This is a genomic window from Prauserella sediminis, assembly GCF_014195435.1.
Taxonomy (GTDB): Bacteria; Actinomycetota; Actinomycetes; order Mycobacteriales; family Pseudonocardiaceae; genus Prauserella; species Prauserella salsuginis.
Map to the genome: position 1 here is coordinate 3,063,399 of NZ_JACIBS010000001.1, position 23,144 is coordinate 3,086,542.

General features: G+C 67.0%; 17 protein-coding genes. 12 read left to right on the forward strand and 5 right to left on the reverse strand.

Annotated features, from left to right (window positions below):
• The first annotated feature begins 554 nt into the window (after positions 1–554).
• From FB384_RS13960 to FB384_RS13975, 4 genes are all read left to right on the forward strand, one after another.
• Positions 555–1,595: a LysR family transcriptional regulator gene (locus tag FB384_RS13960; protein ID WP_258935682.1), complete on the forward strand. Its 1,041-nt coding sequence runs from the start codon at positions 555–557 to the stop codon at positions 1,593–1,595.
• Between the two features lie 61 nt (positions 1,596–1,656).
• Positions 1,657–2,634, forward strand: coding sequence for a class I fructose-bisphosphate aldolase (locus FB384_RS13965; RefSeq protein ID WP_183783322.1), 978 nt, complete (start codon positions 1,657–1,659; stop codon positions 2,632–2,634).
• A 150-nt stretch (positions 2,635–2,784) separates the two neighbouring features.
• Positions 2,785–3,810, forward strand: a complete 1,026-nt coding sequence (locus FB384_RS13970; RefSeq protein WP_183783323.1) for a fructose-bisphosphatase class II — start codon at positions 2,785–2,787, stop codon at positions 3,808–3,810.
• 126 nt (positions 3,811–3,936) lie between these two features.
• Positions 3,937–5,040 carry an HAD-IIA family hydrolase gene (locus tag FB384_RS13975; RefSeq protein WP_183783324.1) on the forward strand — a complete coding sequence of 368 codons (1,104 nt, stop codon included), beginning with the start codon at positions 3,937–3,939 and terminating at the stop codon, positions 5,038–5,040.
• 51 nt (positions 5,041–5,091) lie between these two features.
• Here the strand turns inward: FB384_RS13975 and FB384_RS13980 are convergent, their stop codons facing one another.
• The gene (locus FB384_RS13980; protein ID WP_183783325.1) at positions 5,092–5,559 is read right to left on the reverse strand and encodes a ribose-5-phosphate isomerase; all 468 of its coding nucleotides are present in this window, start codon (positions 5,557–5,559) and stop codon (positions 5,092–5,094) included.
• A 1,315-nt stretch (positions 5,560–6,874) separates the two neighbouring features.
• Between FB384_RS13980 and katG the strand changes: the two genes are divergently transcribed.
• From katG to FB384_RS14000, 4 genes are all read left to right on the forward strand, one after another.
• Positions 6,875–9,109, forward strand: coding sequence for a catalase/peroxidase HPI (katG, locus tag FB384_RS13985; protein WP_183783326.1), 2,235 nt, complete (start codon positions 6,875–6,877; stop codon positions 9,107–9,109).
• Between the two features lie 374 nt (positions 9,110–9,483).
• Positions 9,484–10,563: a sodium:calcium antiporter gene (locus FB384_RS13990; RefSeq protein WP_183783327.1), complete on the forward strand. Its 1,080-nt coding sequence runs from the start codon at positions 9,484–9,486 to the stop codon at positions 10,561–10,563.
• A gap of 515 nt (positions 10,564–11,078) precedes the next feature.
• Positions 11,079–11,534 (forward strand): MSMEG_3727 family PQQ-associated protein, encoded by a 456-nt coding sequence (locus FB384_RS13995; protein ID WP_183783328.1) that lies wholly within the window; start codon positions 11,079–11,081, stop codon positions 11,532–11,534.
• A 17-nt stretch (positions 11,535–11,551) separates the two neighbouring features.
• Positions 11,552–13,231, forward strand: coding sequence for a PQQ-dependent dehydrogenase, methanol/ethanol family (locus FB384_RS14000; protein WP_183783329.1), 1,680 nt, complete (start codon positions 11,552–11,554; stop codon positions 13,229–13,231).
• 537 nt (positions 13,232–13,768) lie between these two features.
• Here the strand turns inward: FB384_RS14000 and FB384_RS26505 are convergent.
• From FB384_RS26505 to FB384_RS14015, 3 genes are all read right to left on the reverse strand, one after another.
• On the reverse strand, positions 13,769–14,020 hold the full coding sequence (locus FB384_RS26505) for a LytTR family transcriptional regulator DNA-binding domain-containing protein (protein ID WP_323985232.1): 252 nt from the start codon (positions 14,018–14,020) through the stop codon (positions 13,769–13,771).
• 230 nt (positions 14,021–14,250) lie between these two features.
• Positions 14,251–14,652 carry a VOC family protein gene (locus FB384_RS14010; RefSeq protein WP_183783331.1) on the reverse strand — a complete coding sequence of 134 codons (402 nt, stop codon included), beginning with the start codon at positions 14,650–14,652 and terminating at the stop codon, positions 14,251–14,253.
• Between the two features lie 73 nt (positions 14,653–14,725).
• Positions 14,726–16,120, reverse strand: coding sequence for a DNA-binding protein (locus FB384_RS14015; RefSeq protein ID WP_183783333.1), 1,395 nt, complete (start codon positions 16,118–16,120; stop codon positions 14,726–14,728).
• 495 nt (positions 16,121–16,615) lie between these two features.
• Here FB384_RS14015 and FB384_RS14020 point away from each other — a divergent pair, with 495 nt between their 5' ends.
• Positions 16,616–18,202, forward strand: a complete 1,587-nt coding sequence (locus tag FB384_RS14020) for a DNA-binding protein (protein ID WP_228726022.1) — start codon at positions 16,616–16,618, stop codon at positions 18,200–18,202.
• A gap of 145 nt (positions 18,203–18,347) precedes the next feature.
• On the opposite strand, the gene rpe is transcribed toward FB384_RS14020, so the two are convergent.
• Positions 18,348–19,028 (reverse strand): ribulose-phosphate 3-epimerase, encoded by a 681-nt coding sequence (gene rpe / locus FB384_RS14025; protein ID WP_183785528.1) that lies wholly within the window; start codon positions 19,026–19,028, stop codon positions 18,348–18,350.
• Positions 19,029–19,049: 21 nt separating this feature from the next.
• Between rpe and hxlA the strand changes: the two genes are divergently transcribed.
• The 3 genes from hxlA to hxlB all read left to right on the forward strand — a co-directional run bounded on the left by hxlA (position 19,050) and on the right by hxlB (position 23,025).
• Complete coding sequence (hxlA, locus tag FB384_RS14030) at positions 19,050–19,826, forward strand: 3-hexulose-6-phosphate synthase (RefSeq protein ID WP_228726023.1); 777 nt, start codon at positions 19,050–19,052, stop codon at positions 19,824–19,826.
• Positions 19,827–20,080: 254 nt separating this feature from the next.
• On the forward strand, positions 20,081–22,213 hold the full coding sequence (tkt, locus tag FB384_RS14035) for a transketolase (protein ID WP_183783335.1): 2,133 nt from the start codon (positions 20,081–20,083) through the stop codon (positions 22,211–22,213).
• 236 nt (positions 22,214–22,449) lie between these two features.
• Positions 22,450–23,025 (forward strand): 6-phospho-3-hexuloisomerase, encoded by a 576-nt coding sequence (gene hxlB, locus FB384_RS14040; RefSeq protein WP_183785530.1) that lies wholly within the window; start codon positions 22,450–22,452, stop codon positions 23,023–23,025.
• The last annotated feature ends 119 nt before the right edge of the window (positions 23,026–23,144 follow it).

A 23,144-nucleotide genomic window follows, 5' to 3' on the forward strand; every position in this document is an offset into this window, starting at 1 on the left:
GGAGAAAACGATTCTCCGCACACCTGCGGGGTTTTCCGGTCGTTCCGGGCTGAACGAGTTCCGGGGAGCGGTCGGGAAACCCGGGACTCTGGTGCGTTAGGAGGGACGTCTCGGCCGGGTGGAAACCTGGTTGCGGAGTCCTCGAGGAACGGGGTTCGGCGGAACCGCCCGGCATGTGCGGCGCCCCGTAGGTAACCGGCTTCCCGCCGTTCGTGTCTGCACGCGGCGCGTTCGTGCACAACTGATTGACGGTGTGTTCGGAGCCCGTGCACGCTCTTGGCACGTCTCGCAGCGCAGGTGTCACCGACAACTGCAGGCGGTGGAACGAACGGATGGACGCCGGGGACCGTCGCGGATGCACGTGCTGCGACACGGAAACCGCGACACCGAGAAGACGTGGTGCGAGGCTTGCTCGCCGGGAGTTGGGTGAACTCGCCAGCAACCGATGTTCGGTGTTCGACAAGTGTCGCAGGACGGCCGGTGTGCACGTCGCGTGCCGAGCGGCCCGGCCGAAGGTGGCGTCCGCGACGTCCGATGGAACGAGAGGTGAAATCGTGGTTCTCCCGTCGAAGATGCCGCAGCTCGCCGACCTGGATCTGCTGCTGTCGGTCGAGGACTACGGCAGCGTCGGAAAGGCGGCTCAAGCGCACAGCTTGTCGCAGCCGGCTGCCAGCATCCGGCTCAGCGCCATGGAACGGCGCCTCGGGATCCGGCTGCTGGAACGTTCGCCGACCGGTTCCAAGCTGACCGAGGACGGCAAGACTCTGGCCGAGTACGCCCGCAACGTGATGTACGCCGCGCGCGAGCTGCTCGAGTTCGGCTCCGGATCGTCGCTTTCGGAGACGAAACGTCTGAGGCTCGCGAGCAGCCCGGGTATCTCGGAGAACCTGATTCCCGAATGGCTGAGCCGCGGTGGTGCGGCGTTCGGCGACGTGCGGGTCGAAGTGCAGACCGGCAAGGTCGACACGCTCCGCCAGCTGGTCCATGCGAACCATGTCGACCTCGCCTTCATCGACGGTTGGTGTGAGGCCGGCGGGCTCGTGCCGAAGCAGTCCCGCGAAGACCTGATCACCCAGTACATCTGTGACGACAGGCTGGCCGTCGTGGTCGGGTCGGGCCATCCGTGGGCCACCCGGCCCGGTCCCGCGGCGGTGCAGGAGCTGGCGGACGCTCAGCTCGTCGTCCGTGAGCGGGGCTCGGCCATCCGCGAGTTCACCGAGGAACTGCTGGGGGCCGCACGAGGCCCGCGGAACTATCTCGAATTCCCCTCGAACGGGGCGATCAAGCATGCGATCGCGGCCGGTCAGCGTGCGGCGGTGCTGAACGTCTCCACCGTGAGGTCCGAGCTCGCGGACGGCCGGTTGCACTGGGTGCCCCTCGATCGGGACATGCCGGCGAAGCCCATTCACGCGGTGTGGAGCAAGACCCGGCCGCTGCCCGGCTATGCCCGTGAGCTCGTCGAGATCGCCGCGAAGAAGGGAAGCCCGTTACGGCCTGTCGACGGCGTTTCGGAGCTCGGGAGCAACGTGATCGCGGAGGCAGATGCCGCAAGAACCATGTTCTTACGTTCGCAGTCCATGGAAACGATGACCTGAACGCCGAACAACTCGTGAACCTGCCGAACTCTCGGCACCAAGCCAGGAGGATCAAAGCTCAATGTCAGTTCTGAACAAGATCGCGCGTACGCTCGTCTCCAACAGGCGCGGGATCCTTGCCGCCGACGAGAGTATCGGGACCATGTCCTCGCGACTCGAGCAGGTCGGAGTCGAGGCGACGGCGGAGAATCGCCGCTTGTACCGCGAGCTGATCGTCACGACCCCGCAGCTCGCCGAGTCGATCAGCGGCATCATCCTCGCCGACGAGACATTCCATCAGAGCCTGTCCAACGGGCGCACGTTCCCGGAGTATCTCGGGGACATCGGAATTCTCGCCGGGATCAAGGTCGACACGGGTGCGAAGGCGTTGGCCGGCGCCCCGGGGGAGAAGGTGACCGAGGGCCTCGACGGGCTTCGGGAGCGGATCGAGGAGTACGTGCGCCTCGGTGCGACGTTCGCCAAGTGGCGCGCGGTCATCAACATCGGCGACGACCAGCCGACGGACCGTGCGGTGCGTGCGAATGCGCACGGCCTGGCGCGGTACGCCGGTCTCTGCCAGGAGGGCGGCCTGGTTCCGATCGTGGAGCCCGAGGTGCTGATGGACGGTGCGCACTCGCTGTCGAAGTGCCAGGAGGTGACGACCTCGGTGCTGGAGCGGGTGTTCGACGAGCTCGACCTGATGCAGGTGCAGCTCGACGGCATCGTCCTGAAGCCGAACATGGTCGTCGCCGGGTCGGAGAGCCTGAAACAGCCGTCGGTCGAGGAGGTCGCCAAGGCCACCGTGGACGCGCTGCGGGCCTCCGTGCCGGCCTCCGTGCCGGGCATCGCGTTCCTGTCCGGTGGGCAGCGCCCCGAGGTCGCGACGCAGAACCTCGCGGCGATGCAGAACCTGGATTCGCTTCCCTGGGAGCTCACCTACTCGTTCGGCAGGGCGCTCGTCGGCCCCGCGCTGGAGGCGTGGCGAGGAGTCAACGGGAACGAGGCGGCCGCGCAGCAGGCGCTCTCCGAGCGAGCCGTCGCGAACGCGTCGGCGCGCTGACCTCCTGACGTGACAAACGGTTGACCGGATCGGTGACGCGGTTCCCGATCCGGTCAACCGTGCTTCTGCGGTCCCGGCCGGAGAGGCGCAACCGGCGCGCAGGCTGGTGACCCGGCACGCGCCGTCGCCGGCCCGAGTGGATGGGTGTCGATGAGAAGTCAGCAGTGGGACATACGCGCACGTTCCGGCCGCGCCCGTTCGCCAGAGCTGGGACCGATCCTGTCGGACGGCACCGACGGGCCCGATCACACGCTCGCGCTCGAACTGGTCCGGGTGACCGAGGCGGCCGCGATCGCGGCGGGCAGGTGGGTCGGGCACGGCGACGACGACGCGGGCGGGGCGGCGGCCTTGGCGGCCATGCACGAGTACATCCTGCCGGTGCCGATGCGGGGAGTCGTCGTGCTCGGCTCGCAGCGGACGGACGGTGCACCTGCGCTGTCGAAGGGAGCCGTCATCGGTGACGGCACCGGCCCTGCGTGCGATGTCGGCGTCTCCGTGGGCGAGGCCGCCCTGTCGACGGCCAGGGACGTGCCGCACGCGATTACGGCGATCGCCGTGGCCGAGCGCGGCGCGATGTACGACCCGCCACCGGCCGTGCCTATGCAGAAGTTGGTGGTCGGCGCCGACCACGCCGACGTCGTCGACATCCACCGGCCGGTGGCGGAGAACCTGCGCGCGATCGCGGCCGTCAAGGGTTGCACTCCGTCGGACGTGACGGTTGCCGTGCTCAACCGGCCCCGGCATCGGGACCTGGTGCGCGACATCCGGGAGGCGGGTGCGCGGGTTCACCTGGTCGAGGGCGGCGAGGTGGCGGGAGCCGTCGCTGCAGCCCATCCCGACAGCCCGATCGACGTGCTGCTGGGCACCGGAGGTGGCGAGGAAGGCGTGCTCGCCGCTGCCGCCCTGACCTGCATTGGCGGTTCGCTGCAGGCCCTACTCCGGCCCGAAGGAGCCGACCGGCGGGAGAGTGTGCGCCGCGATGCCGATCGCGTTCTCCGCACCGAGGATCTGGTGCGGGGCGGGCGAATCCTGTTCTGCGCCACCGGCGTGACCAGCAACGAGCTGTTGCGCGGCGTCGGTCATTACCCGGACCGCACGACGACCGAGTCGACGGTGATGTGTTCGACCCCGGGCATCGTGCGGTCGGTCCGGTCGGAGCACCAGGCGGTCGGCTGAGGCCGGAACCGCAGGAAGCGCGACGCCGGTACCGCCGGAGCGGCCCGCCCGTGGTCTCCCGGGTGGTCCGGCCGCGACGGTCAGGCCGGTGCCGACCGGCCGCACCCACGAGGAGTGCTGATACGCATGACGAAAGAGATCGCCACCGTGTCGGGCCTGGCCGAGCCGCTCATCGCTCGCTACCGCGGCCTGATCTGTGATCTCGACGGTGTCGTCTATCGCGGTGCCGCGGCGGTCCCCCACGCGGTGGAAACCGTGACCCGGTTGACGGCCGACGGTGTGCCCGTTGTGTTCGCGACCAACAACGCGTCCCGGTCACCCGAGGGTGTCGGCGATCATCTCCGCGGAATCGGCCTGGCACCCGGCGGATGGTCGGTGGTCAACAGCTCGCAGGCGGCGGCCGCCTATCTGGCACAGCGCCTGGCGCGAGGAGGGCGTGTGTATGCCGTGGGAGGACCGGGAGTCGCCCACGCCCTTGCCGAAGCGGGACTGACCCCGGTCCGCGTCGCCGAGCTGGAGGACGCGCCCGTCGAGGCCGTCGTACAGGGACTGGGAATCGACATCACCTGGACCGAATTGGCCGCTGTGGGCCGCGTCGTCGAGGGCGGAGCCACCTGGGTGGCCACGAACCTCGACCTCACGTTGCCGACGCCGTACGGGAAAGCGCCCGGCAACGGCGCGCTGGTCGCCCTGGTGCAGACGGCGACCAGCGCGGAGCCGCACGTCGTCGGCAAGCCGCAGCGGGCCCTGTTCGACCTGGCACGGTCCAGGCTCGGCAGCGCACCGCAGGACACCCTCGTGTGCGGGGACCTGCTGCACACCGACATCGAAGGCGCCAATGCGGCCGGCCTGGACTCGCTGTTCGTGCTGAGCGGTTCCTCCCGACTTCGCGACCTGGCGCTGGCCGAGCGGCCACTGCGTCCGACGTACGTCGCCGCCGACGTCGGCGGTCTCCTCGCGCCGGCGCTGGCCGTACCCGGCCCATCTGCCGCTCACTTGCTCGAACTCGGGCCCGGCGGCGTTCCACTCATCCCGCGTGCCGACGACGCGGGCTCCGGTAACGGCCTTGGCAACGGCAACGGCAACGGCAACGGCCTCGGCAACGGCGCGCTGCTGCAGGCCGTCGTCGCCACAGCGTGGGCCGCACGTGACGAGGGCCGGCCGGTCTCCGACGACGCCGGCTCGTGGGAAGGCATCGAACGGCGGCTCGGACTCGTCCAGCCGCCGTGAGCCGCGAGGTGTCCGGCCGGCGGTGTCGGGGGCCACCGGCCGGACGCTTGATCACCCTGGCAGGGCGGGCGGTTCGCCGGAGCGCTCGTAGTCCGAGAGCAGGTCGATCCTGCGCTGGTGACGGCCGCCTTCGAACGCGGTGGTGAGGAAGGCGTCCACGATGTGCTCGGCCTCGGCGGTCGTGTGCATCCGCGCGCCGAGGCCGGCCAGGAGCGCATTGTTGTGCTTGCGGGACAGCCTGGCGGTTTCCACGTTCCACACCAGCGCCGCGCGGGCACCCGGCACCTTGTTCGCGGCGATCTGCTCCCCGTTTCCGGACCCGCCGATGACGAGGCCGAGACTGCCCTCGTCGGCGACGACGCGCCGCGCCGCTTCGACACAGAACGGGGGATAGTCGTCTTCGGCGTCGTAGACGGCCGGTCCAACGTCGACGACGTCGTAGCCGAGGCCGGAGAGCCGGACCGCGAAATGTTCCTTGAGTTCGAGACCGGCGTGGTCGGATCCAAGATAAATTCGCACGACCCGAGTCTAATCCGAACTCTGTCGAAAAGTGGATCGGCCTCCGTCGGATCGTCATTTAAGTACCTTATGGGAAGTAATTCGAAGAATTTAAGAATGGATTTTTCTCGGGGGTCGCGCTGCATTGACACGTCGCCGATGCCGTGGCCGGCCGTGGACGTTGACGTTGCCCTGCCTGGGGCATCGCCGAACGCGGTGCCACAGCCGGTCGCGGTGCCGTGGCGGTCGCGATCGCGGCCTACCGCCATCCCGCCGCCGGGCGAGGTGAGGAGCGTTGGCCGCCGGCGTGGGCCGCTCGGCGGGCGTGTTCGGCCGGTTCCGTGTCGCGAGTGCTGGGGAATCGTGTCCTGACTTGTCGCGTGGGTCGACGTTTCCCGGATGACGGTGCGGCACTGCTCCGACCGGGCTACGATCGAGCGGGTTCAGCCTGGTAGTGGCCGCGCGTGGACGCCGGTCGGGCGCGGCGAACCAGCTCGTCTGAACGCCGCGGTACGTGCGCTGCGGCTGGGGCTCGCCTGGGGCGTCGTGATCACCCGGACGGCGGGCGGTGCACCGCTGGTGACGCCGGTCACTCCGATCGTGTCGCGCGAGCCGCCGTTCGGCACGGGTTACCGGCCACTGGTCCTATCTCTGTTGCAGGAACTCCGAGCGGTCGCGGATGCTCGTTCGAGCCGTGACGTTTCGAGGTGGTGGCCTCGAGACCGGCGGATCATGCTGTCCGGTTAACGGGTATGCCGAATACGAGGAGGAAAATATGATGTGGGAAACGCCGGAATACACGGTCGTCGAGGTGTGTGCTGAGGCCACCGGCTACTTCTACCGGGGCTGACGGTCGAGCTGCACTGACCGTGTTCTCGAGTTCGCGTGGTCATGGCGGGCGGCTACGGCCCGCCATGACCACGGCTACGTGGGTGCAAGGCTCCTGTGCGGAACAGTCACCGCACAGGAGCCTTGCACAACATGTCGGCCGGGTTGTTCGCGAGTTCCACGGACGTGGGCGGGTGAATCCGGCGGAAGCGAGCTGCGACGGTGAGCATGCCCCCAGGATTCGGTCATCGGGCGGGCGGTCGCCGCGTCTTCCAGCCTGCTCTGCGGCATGTCGCCGGTCGGTACCGCTGGTCTTGTTCCGCTGACCTGCTGCTGACCAGTGGGTAGCGCAGTACTTTTGAGGTAGCAGCCGCTTTCGGTCGAGCCCGCATCGAGGTCGAACCGAAGCGGTCACGGGTGGCCGAGAGCTCGTGTGGTCGCGGTTCACCCGGTGCGCAGTGTCGAGGCGAGCGACGGTTCGCGCTCGGTGCGATGTGGGAGGACACCAATGCCGGAGAATCCCGACACTCACGTGTACCGCACGTACGACAAGGTTCTGAACGAGGGGCGCCCGAACCGTCGGCGGAATCATCCGACGGCGAGTGGCAACGTCAATGACTGGTGGCCCTGTCGCGTCGACCTGACGAGACTGCGTCGACACGGGCCCTCGAACGATCCGCTGGGCGCGGATTTCGACTACGCCGAGCAGTTCAACACGCTGGACCTGGACGAGCTCGCGCGCGATGTCGACGAGGTGCTGACGACCCCGCAGGACTGGTGGCCTGCCGACTTCGGGCACTACGGGCCGCTGGTGTTGCGCATGGCCTGGCACGCGGCGGGCAGTTACCGCATGAGTGACGGCAGGGGTGGGGCCGCGGCCGGAATGCAGCGCTTCGCTCCGTTGAACAGCTGGCCGGACAACCGCAACCTGGACAAGGCGCGCCGGTTGCTCTGGCCGGTGAAGCAGAAGTATGGCCGCAAGATCTCCTGGGCGGACCTGATGATCTTCGCGGGTAACCGGGCGCTGGAGTCGATGGGCTTCAAGACGTTCGGTTTCGGCGGCGGTCGCGGCGAGGTGTGGGAGCCCGACGACGCCTACTGGGGCCCGGAACACAAATGGTTGGCCGATGAGCGGCACAGTGGTCGCCGCGACCTCGACGAGGACCTGGCCGCCAGCGACATGGGGCTGATCTACGTCGATCCGCAGGGTCCCGCCACGAACCCCGATCCGGTGCTCGCGGCCCGCGACATCCGGCAGACGTTCCAGCGGATGGGCATGGATGACGAGGAAACGGTCGCGCTGATCGCCGGCGGTCATACGTTCGGCAAGACCCACGGGCTCGTGGACCCGGTCCTTGAACTCGGCCCCGAACCCGAGGCCGCGCCGCTCCAGGCGCAGGGCCTCGGCTGGGCCAACTCGGACGGCACCGGTAAGGGGCCGGACACCACGTCGAGCGGGCTCGAAGGAATGTGGACGCGCACGCCCGTCACTTGGGACCACACGTTCTTCGAGACGCTGTTCGAGTACAAATGGGACATTGAACTCAGTCCCGCCGGATTGTGGCAGTGGATTCCGAGCGATGGCCAAGGCGAGGATACCGTGCCGGATCCGTATGACCCGGACACGAAGCACCACCCGGTCATGCTCACCACGGACCTGTCGCTGCAGGAGGATTCGGCCTATGAGCCGATCTCGCGGCGCTTCCTGGAACATCCCGACGAGTTCGAGGATGCGTTCGCGCGAGCATGGTTCAAACTGACGCACCTCGATATGGGGCCGGTCCAGCGTTACCTGGGACCACTCGTCCCGGACGAGCGGTTGCTCTGGCAGGACCCGGTTCCGGAGCCGGACCACGAAATCGTGGACGCCGACGACATCGCGGCCCTGAAACGTGAACTACTCGCATCCGGTCTCACGGTGGAGCAGCTTGTCACAACCGCATGGGCCTCGGCGTCGACATACCGCGACACCGACAAGCGCGGCGGGGCGAACGGGGCGCGGATTCGCCTCGAACCGCAATGCACCTGGCCGGTCAATGAGCCCGAGCAGTTGTGCGTGGTCCTGGACGTGCTGGATTCGGTCCGGGAGCGGTTCAACGCCACCTGCGGGGGAGACAAGCGGATCTCCCTGGCCGACCTGATCGTGCTCGGAGGTTGTGTCGCGGTGGAATACGCCGCCGCGGCAGGCGGCTACGAGATCGAGGTGCCGTTCCGGCCGGGCCGCACCGATGCGACCCAGGAATGGACCGACGTCGGATGGTCCGGCGTATTGCAGCCCAAGGCGGACGGTTTCCGGAACTACGTGGGCCCGGAGTTGCGCATGCCGCCGGAGCACGCGGTGGTCGAGCGGGCGGATCTGCTGACCCTGAGCCCGCCCGAGATGACCGTGCTGATCGGGGGACTGCGCGTGCTCGGCGCCAACCACCGCGGTTCCCGGGTCGGCGTGCTGACACCGGTGCCGGGGGTGCTGACGAACGACTTCTTCGTGAATCTGCTGGACATGAGGACCGAGTGGGTGCCGAGCCAGGAGGCGCGCGGACCGGGGAACTACGAGGGCCGCGATCGCGACACCGGTGAGGTGAGATGGTTCGCGAGCCGGGTCGACCTGTTATTCGGGTCGAACTCCGAACTGAGGGCGCTTTCCGAGGTCTACGCGTGCGAGGATGCGAGCGCGAAATTCGTTCGCGATTTCGTCTCCGCATGGGTGAAGGTCATGGAACTCGACCGGTTCGATCTTCGCTGATTCGTCGTATCGGCCAGCCGTGGGGCCCGGGTTCGACCCGAGCCCCACGGCTGGTTTCCTGTTGCATGACCCGGATGGCTGGATCGTTCGGGCGATACGCTGCGCTAGTCGGCCGTAGGCCCCGGAGTTCGATACTGTGGTCCGCAGGCATGAGTGGCAGCTGTGGAGAGCCTGCTGCGGCAGTGGGTTTCCGGCCTATCGGGCGTTCGAAGAGGCGCCGCCGCTCGTTACCGTGTGGCCTCCGCCTGTTGCACAGCGCCGCCCGTCCGTGCCTCGAGCGTTGCCCGTCCGCTGGGGCGGAGCCAAGGTGGGACAACGTTCGCCGGCTGGCGAGCGAGTTCCGTCCCGCCGAGACCGAAGAAGTTCGAGGTGCCATGGAATCCATCGCCCTTTTCGTCGTCGGAGCTGCGATTCTCATCTACAGCGCCGAGAAACTGATCGGATACCTCGTGGGGGTGGCCGCCGGACTCCGAATATCGGTGTTCCTGCTCGCCATCGTCTTCACCGGTATCGAGTTCGACGACATCGCGCTCGGGCTCGTGCTCAACATGGAGGACCTCGACGGGGCGGCACTGGGGCTGGTGTTCGGCACCGCGCTCTCACTGCCCGGCGTGGTGCTCGCGCTGGCCGCGCTGCTGGTGCCGACGAAGGTCAACATCCCACGTATTTATCTGATCCTGTACGCCTGTTCGCCGCTGGTGGTATGCGGGTTCGTGGCGCTGACCCCGCTGAATCCGATCACCGGCATCGTGTTGGTGTTGGTGTTCGGTGCCTTCCTGGCTTACATGGTGGTGCGCGAGACCCGCGGGGAACGCCCGATCTTCCGGGACGCCGAGCTCTACGAGTCCTATGCGGCTGCACGCGAGAGCGGCGGAGGCACCGCGACGTTGGTGTCGCCCCCTCGGACGCAGGAACCGCCGAAGGATCCGACGCAGGGGCAGGACTTCTCGGACGCGATGCCGTTCTCGGAGGCGCGCAAGCTCAACGGTTGGGCCGGGCTGGCGCTGGCGCTCCTCGCTCTGGTCGGTATCGTCGCGGGCGCCTGGGCCACCGGTGAGGGAACCGAGGGAATCCTCGAGCAGTACGGACTCGAGGCGACCCTCTTCGGTGCCACGATCGCCACGCTGGTTCTCACTATCGAGGACATCTTCCTGACGGTGGAGCCGGCTCGGCGTGGTGCACCGGAGATCGGTGTGGCCAACGTGATCGGCAGCGTGGTGTTCTCGGTGACCGGCAAGCTCGGCATCATCCTGCTGGCAGGTGGTGTCATGGTGCACTCGAGCGTGTTCACCGTGCACATGCCGGCGTTGTTGCTGCTGACCGGATTGTCCGCGTACTTCCTGTCCACAGGGCAGCTACGACGCTGGCACGGCGTGACGTTGCTCAGTCTCTACGTCGTGTACTGGGCGGTCTGCTTCGGCCTCCTGGGCATCGTGCCGGTGGAGATGGACTAGCAGGTATCGCGTTCCCCGTAACCGCCCGGCGCGCCTCGTGTGGCGCGCCGGGCGGTTGTGCTCGTGGATTATCCATTGTGGACACAACCGAGTTCGGTTTGTGGTGGTGTCGCAGTGCATCTTGCACGGAGTGTGTGGTCCATCTTGGTGACGTCCGGAGCGGGTCGGACGGTGCGCCGGTGACAACGAATCCCGCTCGGTGCGGACGTCCGCCGGGGCCGGTCCGCACGAACGGTATCTCCTTGCCGGGGAACGGCGGCAGTGAGCCGGTCGGTGGTAAGGGATATGGAAAAGACGTGCCCGTGTGTAGCGTCGACCTCGTTACAGGCACGGCAACGAAATTCGAGTGCGAGCGATACCTGTAATTGCGGTGCGGCGTCGGGTTCTGCTGCGGCGCGCAGCGCAAGAGGGCATATGCGGGTTTCCGTGTGAGCCCGGTGCTTTCGCTCCAGTTGGCATGTTCCGCGAAACCTGTCAGTCAACGTCATTCCATGCTCACAAGGAGGTGAAGTCCGGTGACGATTGCCGAGGACCGAGAGGCGCTCCTGGCCGAGATCGGCGGACAGAACAAGGCGACCATCGGTGCAGTGCTCGGGTCCGGTTCGATCGCGAAGGCGACCGAGCGGGCCGACGGGACGATGGAAGCGACCATCCGGATCGCCGAAGACGCTCTGGCGTGGGAACCGTCGGTGTTGGTACTGCCGCACGCGGGGACCGTCGAGCTGACGATCATCAACGACGACAAGAACACGCACGCCTGCCTGCTGCCGAGTAACGGCGACAGGAAGTTCATCGGTCTGTTGAACCACTCGAAGGGTCGCGCGACGCTCGAGCTGGACGGCCCCGGCTACTACTGGTACGGCTCGCCGGCCGGTAACGACGAGGGCAGGGGCCTGACCGCCGCCATCGTCGTGGGCGGCGAAGTGCCGCCGGAAGCCAAGCTCGACCGACCCGCTCAGCCGCGCCCCTGAAAGGTAAGGAACCCATCATGACCATCGAATACGTCGATGCCGGCGAGGCGATCAATCACAGCCAGCTCTCCAGCATGCCGCACGTCGCTCCGGACGTGACCCGCGGTGTCAATTACGACCGCATCCTCCAGGCGCGCAGCGAGTCGCACAACTGGATCACCTATTACGGCGACTACGACGGCAAGCGTCACAGCCTGCTCGACCAGATCAACGTCGAGAACGTCAAGGACCTGAAGGTCGCGTGGATCCATCAGTCCAGCGCGACCGGCATGATGGCCTCCACGTCGACCTACGCGTTCGAGGCCTGCCCGCTGGTCGTCGACGGCGTCATGTTCGTCACCGGCTGGGACGGTCTGCTCTGGGCCCTCGACGCGGTCACCGGCGAGCAGCTGTGGCGGTACAAGCACGCGGTGCCCTTCGACGTGACGCTGTGCTGCGCCAACGTCAACCGCGGCTGCGCGGTCGCCAACGGCAAGGTCTACATGGTCACCCAGAACGCCCAGCTGCTGGCGCTCGACGCGACCACCGGCGAGAAGGTGTGGCAGAAGACCATCGGTGACGTGCGTGCCGGTGAGAGTGCCTCGCTCGCACCGCTGGTCGTCAAGGACACGCTCATCACCGGTTCGGCCGGCGGTGAGTTCGGCGTTCGCGGCCACATCGACTGCTGGGACCTGGAGACGGGTGAGCAGCGCTGGCGCACCTACACCGTGCCGAAGCCGGGCGAGCCCGGTTCGGAGACCTGGCCCGCAGAGGGCGAGGCCTGGCAGCGGGGCGGCGCGAACCACTGGGTCACGGGCACCTTCGACCCGGAACTGAACCTCTACTACGCGGGCACCGGTAACCCGGCCCCGGACTTCGACGGCGAGGTCCGGCCGGGCGACAACCTCTACAGTGACAGCGTGGTCGCGCTGGACGTCGACACCGGCGAGATCAAGTGGCACTACCAGTTCACGCCGCACGATCTGTGGGACTACGACTCCACCATGGAGATGACCCTGTTCGAGCGGGACGGCAAGAAGCTGCTGGCCCACTTCGACAAGAACGGGTACATGTTCGTCCTCGACCGCACCAACGGCGAGCTGCAGCACGTGACGCCGTTCGTGGACCGGATCGACTGGGGTGCCATCACGCGCGACGGCAAGTTCATGCCGCGCAAGTACCCGGACAAGGAAGGCGAGCCCTGCCACTTCTTCCCCGGCCCCGCCGGTGCGAAGGAATGGACTCACGCGTCGTACAACCCGGAGCACGACCTGTTCTACGTTCCGGTCGCCGACGTGGGCGCCACTGCTACGCGACGTCGCCGCGAATTCAAGGAAGGCATGCCCTACTGGGGTGCCGCCGTCGAGGTCGACGTCGACAACATGGCTGGTTCGGTCAGCGCATTCGACTCGCACGGCGAGGAGAAGTGGCGTTACCGGCTCAACGTGCCGATGGCCGCATCGACGTTGAGCACGGCGGGCAACCTCGTCTTCGCGGGCACGCCCACAGGCGAGTTCGTGGCGCTGCACGCCGAAACCGGTGAGGAACTCTGGAAGTTCCAGTGCGGCAGCGGCCACCACAGCAGCCCGAGCACCTACACCGTTGATGGCAAGCAGTACATCACGGTGCCGGTCGGCTGGGGTGGCTGGCTCGAAGGCATCGTCCCCGGCATGTCCGGTCAGGGCAAGGGTGCCTCGCTGATCACGTTCTCGCTGTGACGCGGACGGTCACCGAGGTGACCGTGGCTTCGAAGTGACAGCGATGCACGATCAGCGGTGACCGCCCGACGGTTGCCCTTTCACCCGCTCGGTGATCGAATCGTCCCGGTGGCGTTTCGATCGCCGAGCGGGTGCTTTCGCTTTGTCGGCAGCATGGCGCGAGGCCGTGCCGGTTTGCCGTGGCAGCGCAGTCTCCGTGGTGCTGCCGGCACCGGTGGGTCGTCCGCCGGCCGTCGGCAGTGGAGCGTCCGGCGAACCTCGATCATGGAACGAACGACAGCGACAGCAGGTGATCCGATGAACCAGTCGTCGATACCCCAGGGCGCCGGGACCGAGCGACTGCCGTGCCCCTACTGCGGAGAATCCTACGAATCCGGCGATCTGGCTCGGCACAACGAGCCGGTGCAGTGCGGTCCCTGTATCCAATGCGTCGGCAAGCCCGCCTGCTTCAGGTGCGGTCTCATGTACTGCGCGTGCGACGTGCACAAGTTCCGAGGCTGACGAGCGCTCGAACCCGGTGACCCCGCTACGGCCGGATCACCGGGTTTCGCTGTGTCGTCCGGAGCGCTGTGTCGTCCGTTGCGCTGTGTCGTCGGAAGCGCTGTGTCGTCCGTTGGCCTCGTCGTCCATGACAAGGCGAAGTTCGCCGTTGATCCGGTGCTCGATGTCGTGGATCCGGCTGAGGTTGACCACGTACTGGCGGTGCGCCGCCAGGAAACCGCCGGAGTCAGCCGCCCGGTTCCCGGAGGCGAGGTGGTCGGGGGACGCCTTCACTGCGGGGAGGTCCACGCACCAGGCGATCGTGCCCGTCGCACCGACCCGGTGCGTTGCGGCCGTCGTATCGCGTGCGTCGACAACCCCGGGTGCCTCGTTTATCGGCCGACGTATTGCGTATGCGACGTGCACCGGTATCGGGGCTGAAGAAAATGCTTGTGGGGTAGCGAAACCCCGTTTCGGGTTTCGCTACCCACTCCGTGTGCTCGGCACTCGAGGCCTCACTTGCGGTCGGTCAGTACGGCTCAGCCCTCGGGCGCGGCAAAGAACTCCAAGGCGATGTTGTCCGGGTCCCGGAAAGAGACTCCGCTGCCGTAATGCGCTTTCTTGATGCCGTCGTGCGCAATGCCCAACTCGGTCAACTTCTGTGCCCACCGCTCCAGGTCGGCATGCGAGCCGACGCCGAAGGCGATGTGATCGAGGCCCGTGCGTTCCTCCACGAAGCGATCACCGGACTCCCGTCCCTGGTGAGTGTGCAGGCCGAGCAAGGTTCCTCCGTCGAGGGCGTAGACGGCATGGTGGAACCTGCCGCCCTCTTCATCCTCGTCGAGGACGGGGTCCGCACCGAACAGTGCCGAATACCATTTCGTGCTGCGCTCCAGGTCGCTGACGGTGATCGCGATATGCTGCAGTCCGGGAAAAGCCATTCGAACTCTCCTCTATCGTGGGTGCACGGGCGCGGAGATGAACCGGCGCCTTCCAGGCCCGGCCAGGGATGTGTCAGATTTCCAGCAGTTGGCGCACCGCCGGGGTGTTCCGGCGGGAAACGGGCACCATCGTGTTGGCCTCGTCGTCCATGACGAGGCACAGTTCGCCTTTGATCCGGCGCTCGACCTCGCGGATCCGACTGAGGTTGACCACGTACTGACGGTGCACCCGCAGGAAACCGGCACCGCTCAGCTCGGTCTCGAGTTTATCGAGTCCAGGTGCCGCGGCACGCAACCGTCCCTGGTCCGTCGACAGCCACACGTCGCTGCCGTCGGACCGTGCGAACGAGACTTCGGGAAGGCGCAGCAGCACCATGCGGTTCTCGCGCGTGCCGACCACGCGCTGCGGCTGTGTTCGTGTCGCCCCGTCGTCCGCCGCTCGGGGCAATGGATCGCCGTCGGACAGGCCGAACGAGACGAGGTTCCCGACCAGATGGCCGGACAGGAAGACCGGCCGGAAGGTGACCGATGTCGGTTCGTTGGCGAGCCGGGTGAAGATCTGGGTGGAGCCGACCCAGCCGCGATTGTGCGTCGCCTGCTTGGCGGCGTACTGGGCGGCACCGATGAATTCCGGCAGTTCCGGCTTCCACCGCACCGCGGGATCGGACGCCGGCGTGGAGCCAGGAATGCCGAGGAGGACCGCGGCCGTGTCATCGGCGAGTACGACCTTGCCCGCGGGATCTACGGCCGCAAGCGGCACTCTCGAGCCGGATCTGGCTTGACTGTAGGCGGCGATCAGTTCGGCGCCGTCGCCCTGAGCGCGCTGCCGCAGAATGCGCTGCGTCATCTTGGCGACATTGCCGAGCCAGGTTCCCGCGGTGCCGGGAAGCTCACTACGCCAGCAGGAGATGTTGAGCGTCGCGACCGGCTCCCTGGTCACCACGTCCCGGATCGCCACCCCGCCGCAGGTCCAGTCGTGGAACGCCTCGCACCAGTGCTCGGCGCCACGGATCAGCACCGGGGTGTAGGACAACAGCGCCGTACCCATGCCGTTCGTCCCGGTGGCGCCCTCCGCCCAGCAGAACCACGGCGCAAGATTGGCGTCGGCCGCGACGTTGCGCGTGGTCTGATCACCCCATTGGGCCAACACCCGGCCGGAACCGTCGGTGATGGTCACGATCCCGCCGACGTTGCCGACCTCGTGTGCCAGTGAAGCGGCACGGAACCCGAGTTCTGCGATCACCACATCGTGTTGGAGGGCGTGGTCGACCTGCGCGACTGCCACCGGGGCTTCGGTGAGGTGCGGGTCGACCCCGTGCTGGTCCCGACACCGGTGCCATGAGATCGCGATCTCGGGGCGGACACCGCGGAGATCGTCCTCGCCCCGCACGAACCGCTCCCACGCGCTGTAAACCGTTGCGCTGTCGGCGCTGGGAGATGTCGGATCGTGCCAGCCTACTTCTGTCATCGAAGACCGCCTTTGGTCTGTTGCTGACCCGGCGGCACGAGCACTCGGTCATCGTGCGTGTACCGCTCCGTGTTCGAGGCAGGGCCACGTCGCCTCCGCGACGCAAGCTAAACGGGCGCTCGATTCGAGGGCAAGCAGACTGGGATGACTGTGGGAGTACATCCAACGAGCGGTCGTGAAGCGGCATTGACCGGTGGCCATTCGCTCGGCAGCGGTTCGCGCACGTTCCCGTACGGACGGTTCGCGGTACGGAACCGCAGTTGGCAGCCGGGGTGCGATAACGACGGGTGCGGCGCGGTGGTTGTCCGGCATCACCGCACGCAGCCGGCACGGTCCCGTAGTGCTCCGCATCTCGGCCGCCGTCCGGAGCGAACGTGCGTGTCAGCCGAGCAAACGGTGAATCGGTTTCGGCTGATCGGCCGACAGCGCGACTGGACCGGCCGGTCGTAGGAGACGGTGGTGGGACACACCGCCATCGCCGCGCCCGAACTACTGATGCAGAAGCGCGCAACAGAGTGCAAGGACTCCACGGTGCTTGAGGCTGCGTACTCGGTGACGTTAGACTGTGTCGTCCGTCACGGGCCGTGGCCCTTTTTTGTGTGGTCCGCGGCGGTGGATGACAAGGAGGTCATCATGGCTGGAGGCTTGCCACCGCTGGCGATCGCACCGAGTCGGCGCCCCCAACTCGACCACGTAACGGCTGACTCTGTTGAAGCCACTTCCTCCGCGGAAGTGGCTCGTGCTTGGGAGAACTTCGCCTCCGGTGAAGACGTCGCAGCAGGTGTCCGGCCCGAGATCCTGGCGTCCTGGTATCGATGCCGGGACCGGTATGAGGTCGACCGATCCCTTGATGTCGCACCGGGCGCACGATGCGAGGACGTTCAGCGACTGGACAACAGCATCATTTTCACGACGCTCGGCGGCCTCGGCGCGTTGGCAGGCAGTGAAGTGGAGCGGGACGGCGCCGTGGTCACCGTGACCGACGGTGATGGGCGCGTCCTCGGATCGTGGGGCGACCCCGCCGCACAGCGGAGGGCCGAGTTGCACAACCTCGCCCCGTGGTCGTCGTGGTCGGAAGAATGCACCGGAACGAACGGCATGGGGACCGCGCTCGAGGTGGCCGGTCCGGTCACCGTGACGGGCCCGGAACACTGGTGCGAGGCCTTCCATAGTTGGGCGTGCGCAGGGATCTCCATTCGCGATGTCGTGACCTCCGCACCGGTGGCGTCGATCAACATTTCGCGCTGGAACGCGTCGCTTTCGCCGCTGACGCCGTCGTGGCTCAGTAAAGCGGCGAAGTGCGTCGAGAAAGAGATCTACCGGCGCGCCATGTTTGAAACCGACAAGGTGTGGTCGGAGTTCAGCAAGAAGTCCGGCGAGGTCGGTGTTCCGGTGATGGCGATGGACCGCGGCGGCAACGCGGTCGCCGCCAACGAATCCGCCGCCTCGCTGCTCGGGTTGACGAGTGAGAGTCCGGTCCTGGCGGGCGCGCTCGAGCCGGCGCAACGGTGGACCCCGGACATCCCCGGAATGTCCGATGTGGTCCGTTGGGCAAAGGAGCGGGCACGTGAACCGGCGGAGTGGAGCGGCTATGCATGCCTGCCGGTGGGTGAGGAAGAAGAAGAAACTCCGGTGACCTTCCGGCCCGTCGTCGATTCGGACCGCCTCGTCGGCATGCTTTGCTATTTCGGGATCCAGGAGGGTGAACCGTACGAGGGTGTGGCGGAACCCGCCTCCGGCTCGATACCGCAGCGCGTGGTCGGAATTCGCAACGACCGCCTGGTGCTGCTCGCTCCGACGGAGATCCGCTACGCCGAGGCCGATCGCAACATCGTGTGGCTCGTTACGGAGCGAGGGAGGATCCAGGCGTCGACGCGCGGCTTGGACAATGTCGAGCGAGCACTGGCGCCCCACGGGTTCCGCCGCGTCCATCGGCGCTTCCTGGTCAACCTCCGGCGAGTGGCTGAGCTCGAGCGTGGGATCAAGGGGGAACTGTTCCTCATCACGGATGCGCGTTCCCACGAGTTCGTCCCCGTCTCGCGGCGCCACGCTCCGGATCTCCGGCGCATGCTCGGGGTGTGAGGTGGCGGGGAGTGACAGCGGGCACTCCCCGCAGACATCTCGGCCGGGGTTCCGCAGCACGTGCTGCGGAACCCCGGCCGAGGTGGTGCCCCGTAGAGGCAGGCGTGCGCCGGCGCCGTAGGAGCCGGCGCCGGCCGGACGAGGACTAGGGCCGACTGTGTGACGACCGCGACTGCACCTGGTTGCGCAGCCCCTCGACGGCACGTGCCGGGTCGTCGGCCGCATAGACGGCGGAACCGGCCACGAAGCAGTCGACACCGGCCTCTGCCGCCTGTTCGATCGTGTCGGCATTGATGCCGCCGTCGATCTCCACGACGAGATTCAGATGCCCCGTGTCGACCATCGTTCGTGCCGTTCGCACCTTGTCGAGGACGTCGACGATGAACTTCTGTCCGCCGAAACCCGGTTCGACGGACATCACGAGCAGGGTGTCGTAGCTCTTGAGTACGTCGACGTAGGGTTCCAGCGGGGTGTTCGGCTTGATCGCCAACCCTGCTTTCGAACCCGCGGCTCGTAGATCCCGCGCCAGCTTGACCGGATCGTCCGCGGCCTCGACGTGGACCGTCACGTTGTAAGCACCTGATTCCGCGTAACCGATCGCCCAGCGGTCCGGGTTCTCGATCATCAGATGGCAGTCCAGCGGTACGGCGGCGCTCTTCATCAGCGACTTAACGACCGGAAGTCCCAGGGTCAGGTTCGGCACGAAATGCGCGTCCATCACATCGACGTGCAGCCAGTCCGCCCCGCTGCCCGGGGGGCCTTGGACGGCGGCCACTTCGTCGGCCAGCCGCGCGAAGTCGGCGGAGAGAATGGATGGAGCGATCAACGGATGATTAGCCACGTTTCGATGGTAGTCAGTGTTTCATGGGCGTGGTTATTGGTTGTGTGTATTGGGGGGTTGGGGTTTTTTATGTGCTGGTTGTTGCTGTTTTTCGGGGTGGTGGGTGATTGTTGGCGGGTCCGGTTTTTGTGTTTCTTCGGTGAGGAGTTTGTTGTGCGGTTGCAGGTGGCGTTGGATGTTGTGGATTTGCCGTCGGCGTTGACGTTGGCGTATCAGGTGTCTGAGCATGTGGACATTTTGGAGTTGGGTACGCCGTTGGTGAAGTCGGCGGGTATCGGTGCGGTGAGTGCGGTGAAGGCGGCGCATCCGGACAAGTTGGTGTTCGCGGATTTGAAGACTGCGGATGCGGGTGAGTTGGAGGCCGGGTTGGCGTTCGAGGCCGGTGCGGATCTGGTGACGGTGATGGGCACGGCTGATGACGACACGGTGCGGGGTGCGGTGGCTGCGGGCCTCAAGTACGGCAAGAGTGTGGTGGCGGACATGATCACGGTGGTGCAGGGCCGGGTGGATCGGATCCGTGAGGTGGCCAAGATGGGGGTGTCGTTCGTGGAGATCCATGCGGGTCTGGACGAGCAGGCGCGGCCGGGGTATTCGATCGAGACGTTGTTGGCTGATGGTCGTGAGGCCGGGGTGCCGTTCTCGATCGCTGGTGGTGTGGGTCCGGACACGATCGGTTCGGTGCGTGAGGCCGGTGCCACGGTGGCGGTGGCCGGTGGGGCGATCTACAACGCCCCGGACCCGGGCGCGGCCGCCCGCGAACTCCGCAAGCGCGCCAACGCCTGACCCACCACACCCACGTGCCCCCGGGCACCACAACCCGACATCCACGGCCTTCCGGCGGGTGGAACCGTCCATCCGCCGGAAGTCTCGTGGCGACCGAATCGTGAAATGGATCCGCCGGTTTCACGAGGAAGCGAGTGGGCATTCCGCTCGATCGGTGAGGCGAGATTCGCGGGAAACGATCGCGTGGCGGGGTTCACGCCTGCCGCCTGTTTGTGGCAGTCAAGGAAAACCGAAATCAACAGGAGTGCGTTTCGATGGCAGCAAACGAGTCGGTCTCGGACCACCGGGTGACCCAATCAGCTGACGAGGTTGTTCGCTTGACCACCAAGCGGATCCCCGACGACTGGACCGAGCTGGACCAGCGCGCGGTGGAGACGGCTCGGGTGCTGGCGGCGGACGCCGTCGAGCAGTGCGGGAGCGGGCACCCCGGCACGGCGATGAGTCTCGCGCCCGCCGCGTACGCGCTGTTCCAGCGGGTCATGCGGCACGACCCCGCCGATGCGGAGTGGATCGGCAGGGACCGGTTCGTGCTGTCGGCCGGGCATTCGAGTCTCACCCTGTACATTCAGCTGTTCCTCTCCGGCTACGGTCTCGAGCTCGACGACCTGAAGGCGTTGCGCACGTGGGACTCGCTCACGCCGGGGCATCCCGAGTACGGGCACACCACGGGCGTCGAGACCACCACCGGGCCGCTCGGCCAGGGACTGGCCAACGCGGTCGGCATGGCCATGGCGTCCCGCCGTGAACGCGGGCTGTTCGACCCCGACGCCGAGCAGGGCACGAGCGTGTTCGACCATCAGATCTACGTGATCGCCTCCGACGGCGACATCGAGGAGGGCGTCACGTCGGAGGCCTCGTCGCTGGCAGGCACCCAGCAGCTCGGCAACCTCACGGTGATCTACGACAGCAACGAGATCTCTATCGAGGACGACACGCACATCGCGTTGTCCGAGGACACCGCCAAGCGCTACGAGTCCTACGGCTGGCAGGTGCTCACGGTGCACGGCGGCGAGGACGTGGCCGGCTTCCTGGACGCAGTCGAACAGGCCGAGCGCGAGACCTCCAGGCCGACCCTGATCGTGCTCCGCACCGTGATCGGTTATCCAGCACCGACGAAGATGAACTCCGGAAAGGCGCACGGTGCGGCCCTGGGCGGCGAGGAACTGGCGGGGCTCAAGCGCACGGTCGGCTTCGACCCGGAGCGGAGCTTCCAGGTCGACGACGACGTGCTGCGCCACACCCGTGCGGTGGCCGAGCGGGGAAGGGCCGACCACGAGAAGTGGCAGCTCGAGTTCGACGCCTGGGCACGGAGCAATCCCGAGCGCAAGGCGCTGCTGGACCGCCTCGGCTCCCGCGAGCTGCCCGCCGGGTGGGCGGACGAGCTGCCGGTGTGGGAGCCCGACGAGCAGGGCGTCGCCACCCGTAAGGCGTCGGCCGCCGTGCTGGCGAAGCTCGGTGACGTGCTGCCGGAGTTGTGGGGCGGTTCGGCGGATCTGGCCGAGAGCAACAACACCACGATCAAGGGTGCGGACTCCTTCGGCCCGGAAGAGATCTCCACGAATGCCTGGAAGGCGCAGCCGTACGGCCGCACCCTGCACTTCGGCATCCGCGAGCACGCGATGGGTTCGATTCTCAACGGCATCGCACTGCACGGCGGAACCCGTCCGTACGGCGGCACTTTCCTGATCTTCAGTGACTACATGCGCCCTGCGGTTCGCCTGGCCGCGCTCATGCGGCTGCCTGTCGTCTACGTGTGGACGCACGATTCGATCGGCCTCGGCGAGGACGGCCCGACCCACCAGCCCGTCGAACAGCTGGCGTCGCTGCGCGCCATCCCCGGCCTGTCGATGGTGCGGCCTGCTGACGCGAACGAGACCGCGCATGCCTGGAAGGCCGTGCTGGAGGACACCGGAGGGCCGGCCGGACTGGCGCTGACCCGGCAGAATGTGCCGACCCTGGAAGGTACCTCGGCCGAGGGGGTCGCCCGCGGCGGTTACATACTGGCCGAGGCGTCCTCGGGCAGTCCCGACGTGGTGCTCGTCGGCACCGGCTCCGAGGTCCAGCTGGCGGTCGAAGCCAGGGACGTGCTTGAGGCCGACGGGGTGGCCACGCGGGTCGTGTCGATGCCGTGCGTGGAGTGGTTCGATCACCAGGACCGGTCGTACCGGGAGCAGGTTCTGCCTCCGTCGGTGCGTGCCAGGGTGGTCGTCGAGGCCGGAATCGCGCAGCCGTGGCACCGGTTCGCCGGGGACGCGGGCGAGGTCGTCTCGTTGGAGCACTTCGGTGCTTCGGCCGACTTCAAGACATTGTTCAGCGAGTTCGGCATCACGGCCGAGGCCGTGGTCGAGGCGGCACGGCGCAGCATGCGGTTGGCGCGCTCGAGCTGAGGTCCGGCGGACCCGGTCGCGGGACTCGCGGGCAGTATTCGTTATCCCAATCACGCGATAATGGTTGTAAATGCCGTGAACCTTGCTGCCCGCCGAGTCGGTGGCAGACCATTGTTATGGCTTTCTTGGCCGTCCGGACGACGGTTCTTGCCGATGACCCGTAATCCATACCAGGCAAGTGTCCGGTGAATGTTGTCCGGTTCCGAAAGTGGAGGGAAATTCCGTTGACGAAGTCGATGCCGAAGAAGCTTGATGACACTCTTTTCTCGGATGCGACACGTGCTGTCGTCGGTGAGGTGGACAGGGTGAGCGCGGCGGTGCAGTCCGCGGCGTGGATCCGTGCCGGTGCCCTGTTGCTCGAGGCGCCGGCGGTGTTCACCATCGGGACCGGACGGAGCGGACTCGCTCTGCAGATGGCCGCGATGCGGTTCATGCACCTTGGGCTCGCCACGCACGTCGTCGGCGAGACGACCGCTCCGGCTATCGGTGCGCGCGACGTCCTGGTCGCGGCCTCGGGTTCCGGGTCGACGAAGCGAGTGGTCCGGGCAGCTGAGACCGCTCGTGAGCAGGGCGCCGAGGTGGTCGCGCTGACCACGGCTCCGGAATCCGCGCTCGCCAGGGCCGCTACCGAGGTACTCGTGGTGCCTGCGGCGGACAAGCAGGACTTCGACGGGAACGCCTCCGTCCAGTACGGCGGCAGCCTGTTCGAGCAGTCGGTGCTGCTGGTCACCGATGCGCTGTTCCACGCTCTCTGGCAGACCAGCGGAACGCAGGCGCGCGAACTGTGGCGCCTCCACGCGAATCTCGAATGAGGGCATAATCGCCGATTTCGCCGCGATTCATCGTTTTCCGAAAGCGGACATGTGCGATTCGTTCGGACGGTGTGCGGCTCGGGCGATCTCGCTGTGCTGATTCTACCCGCAGGAACAGG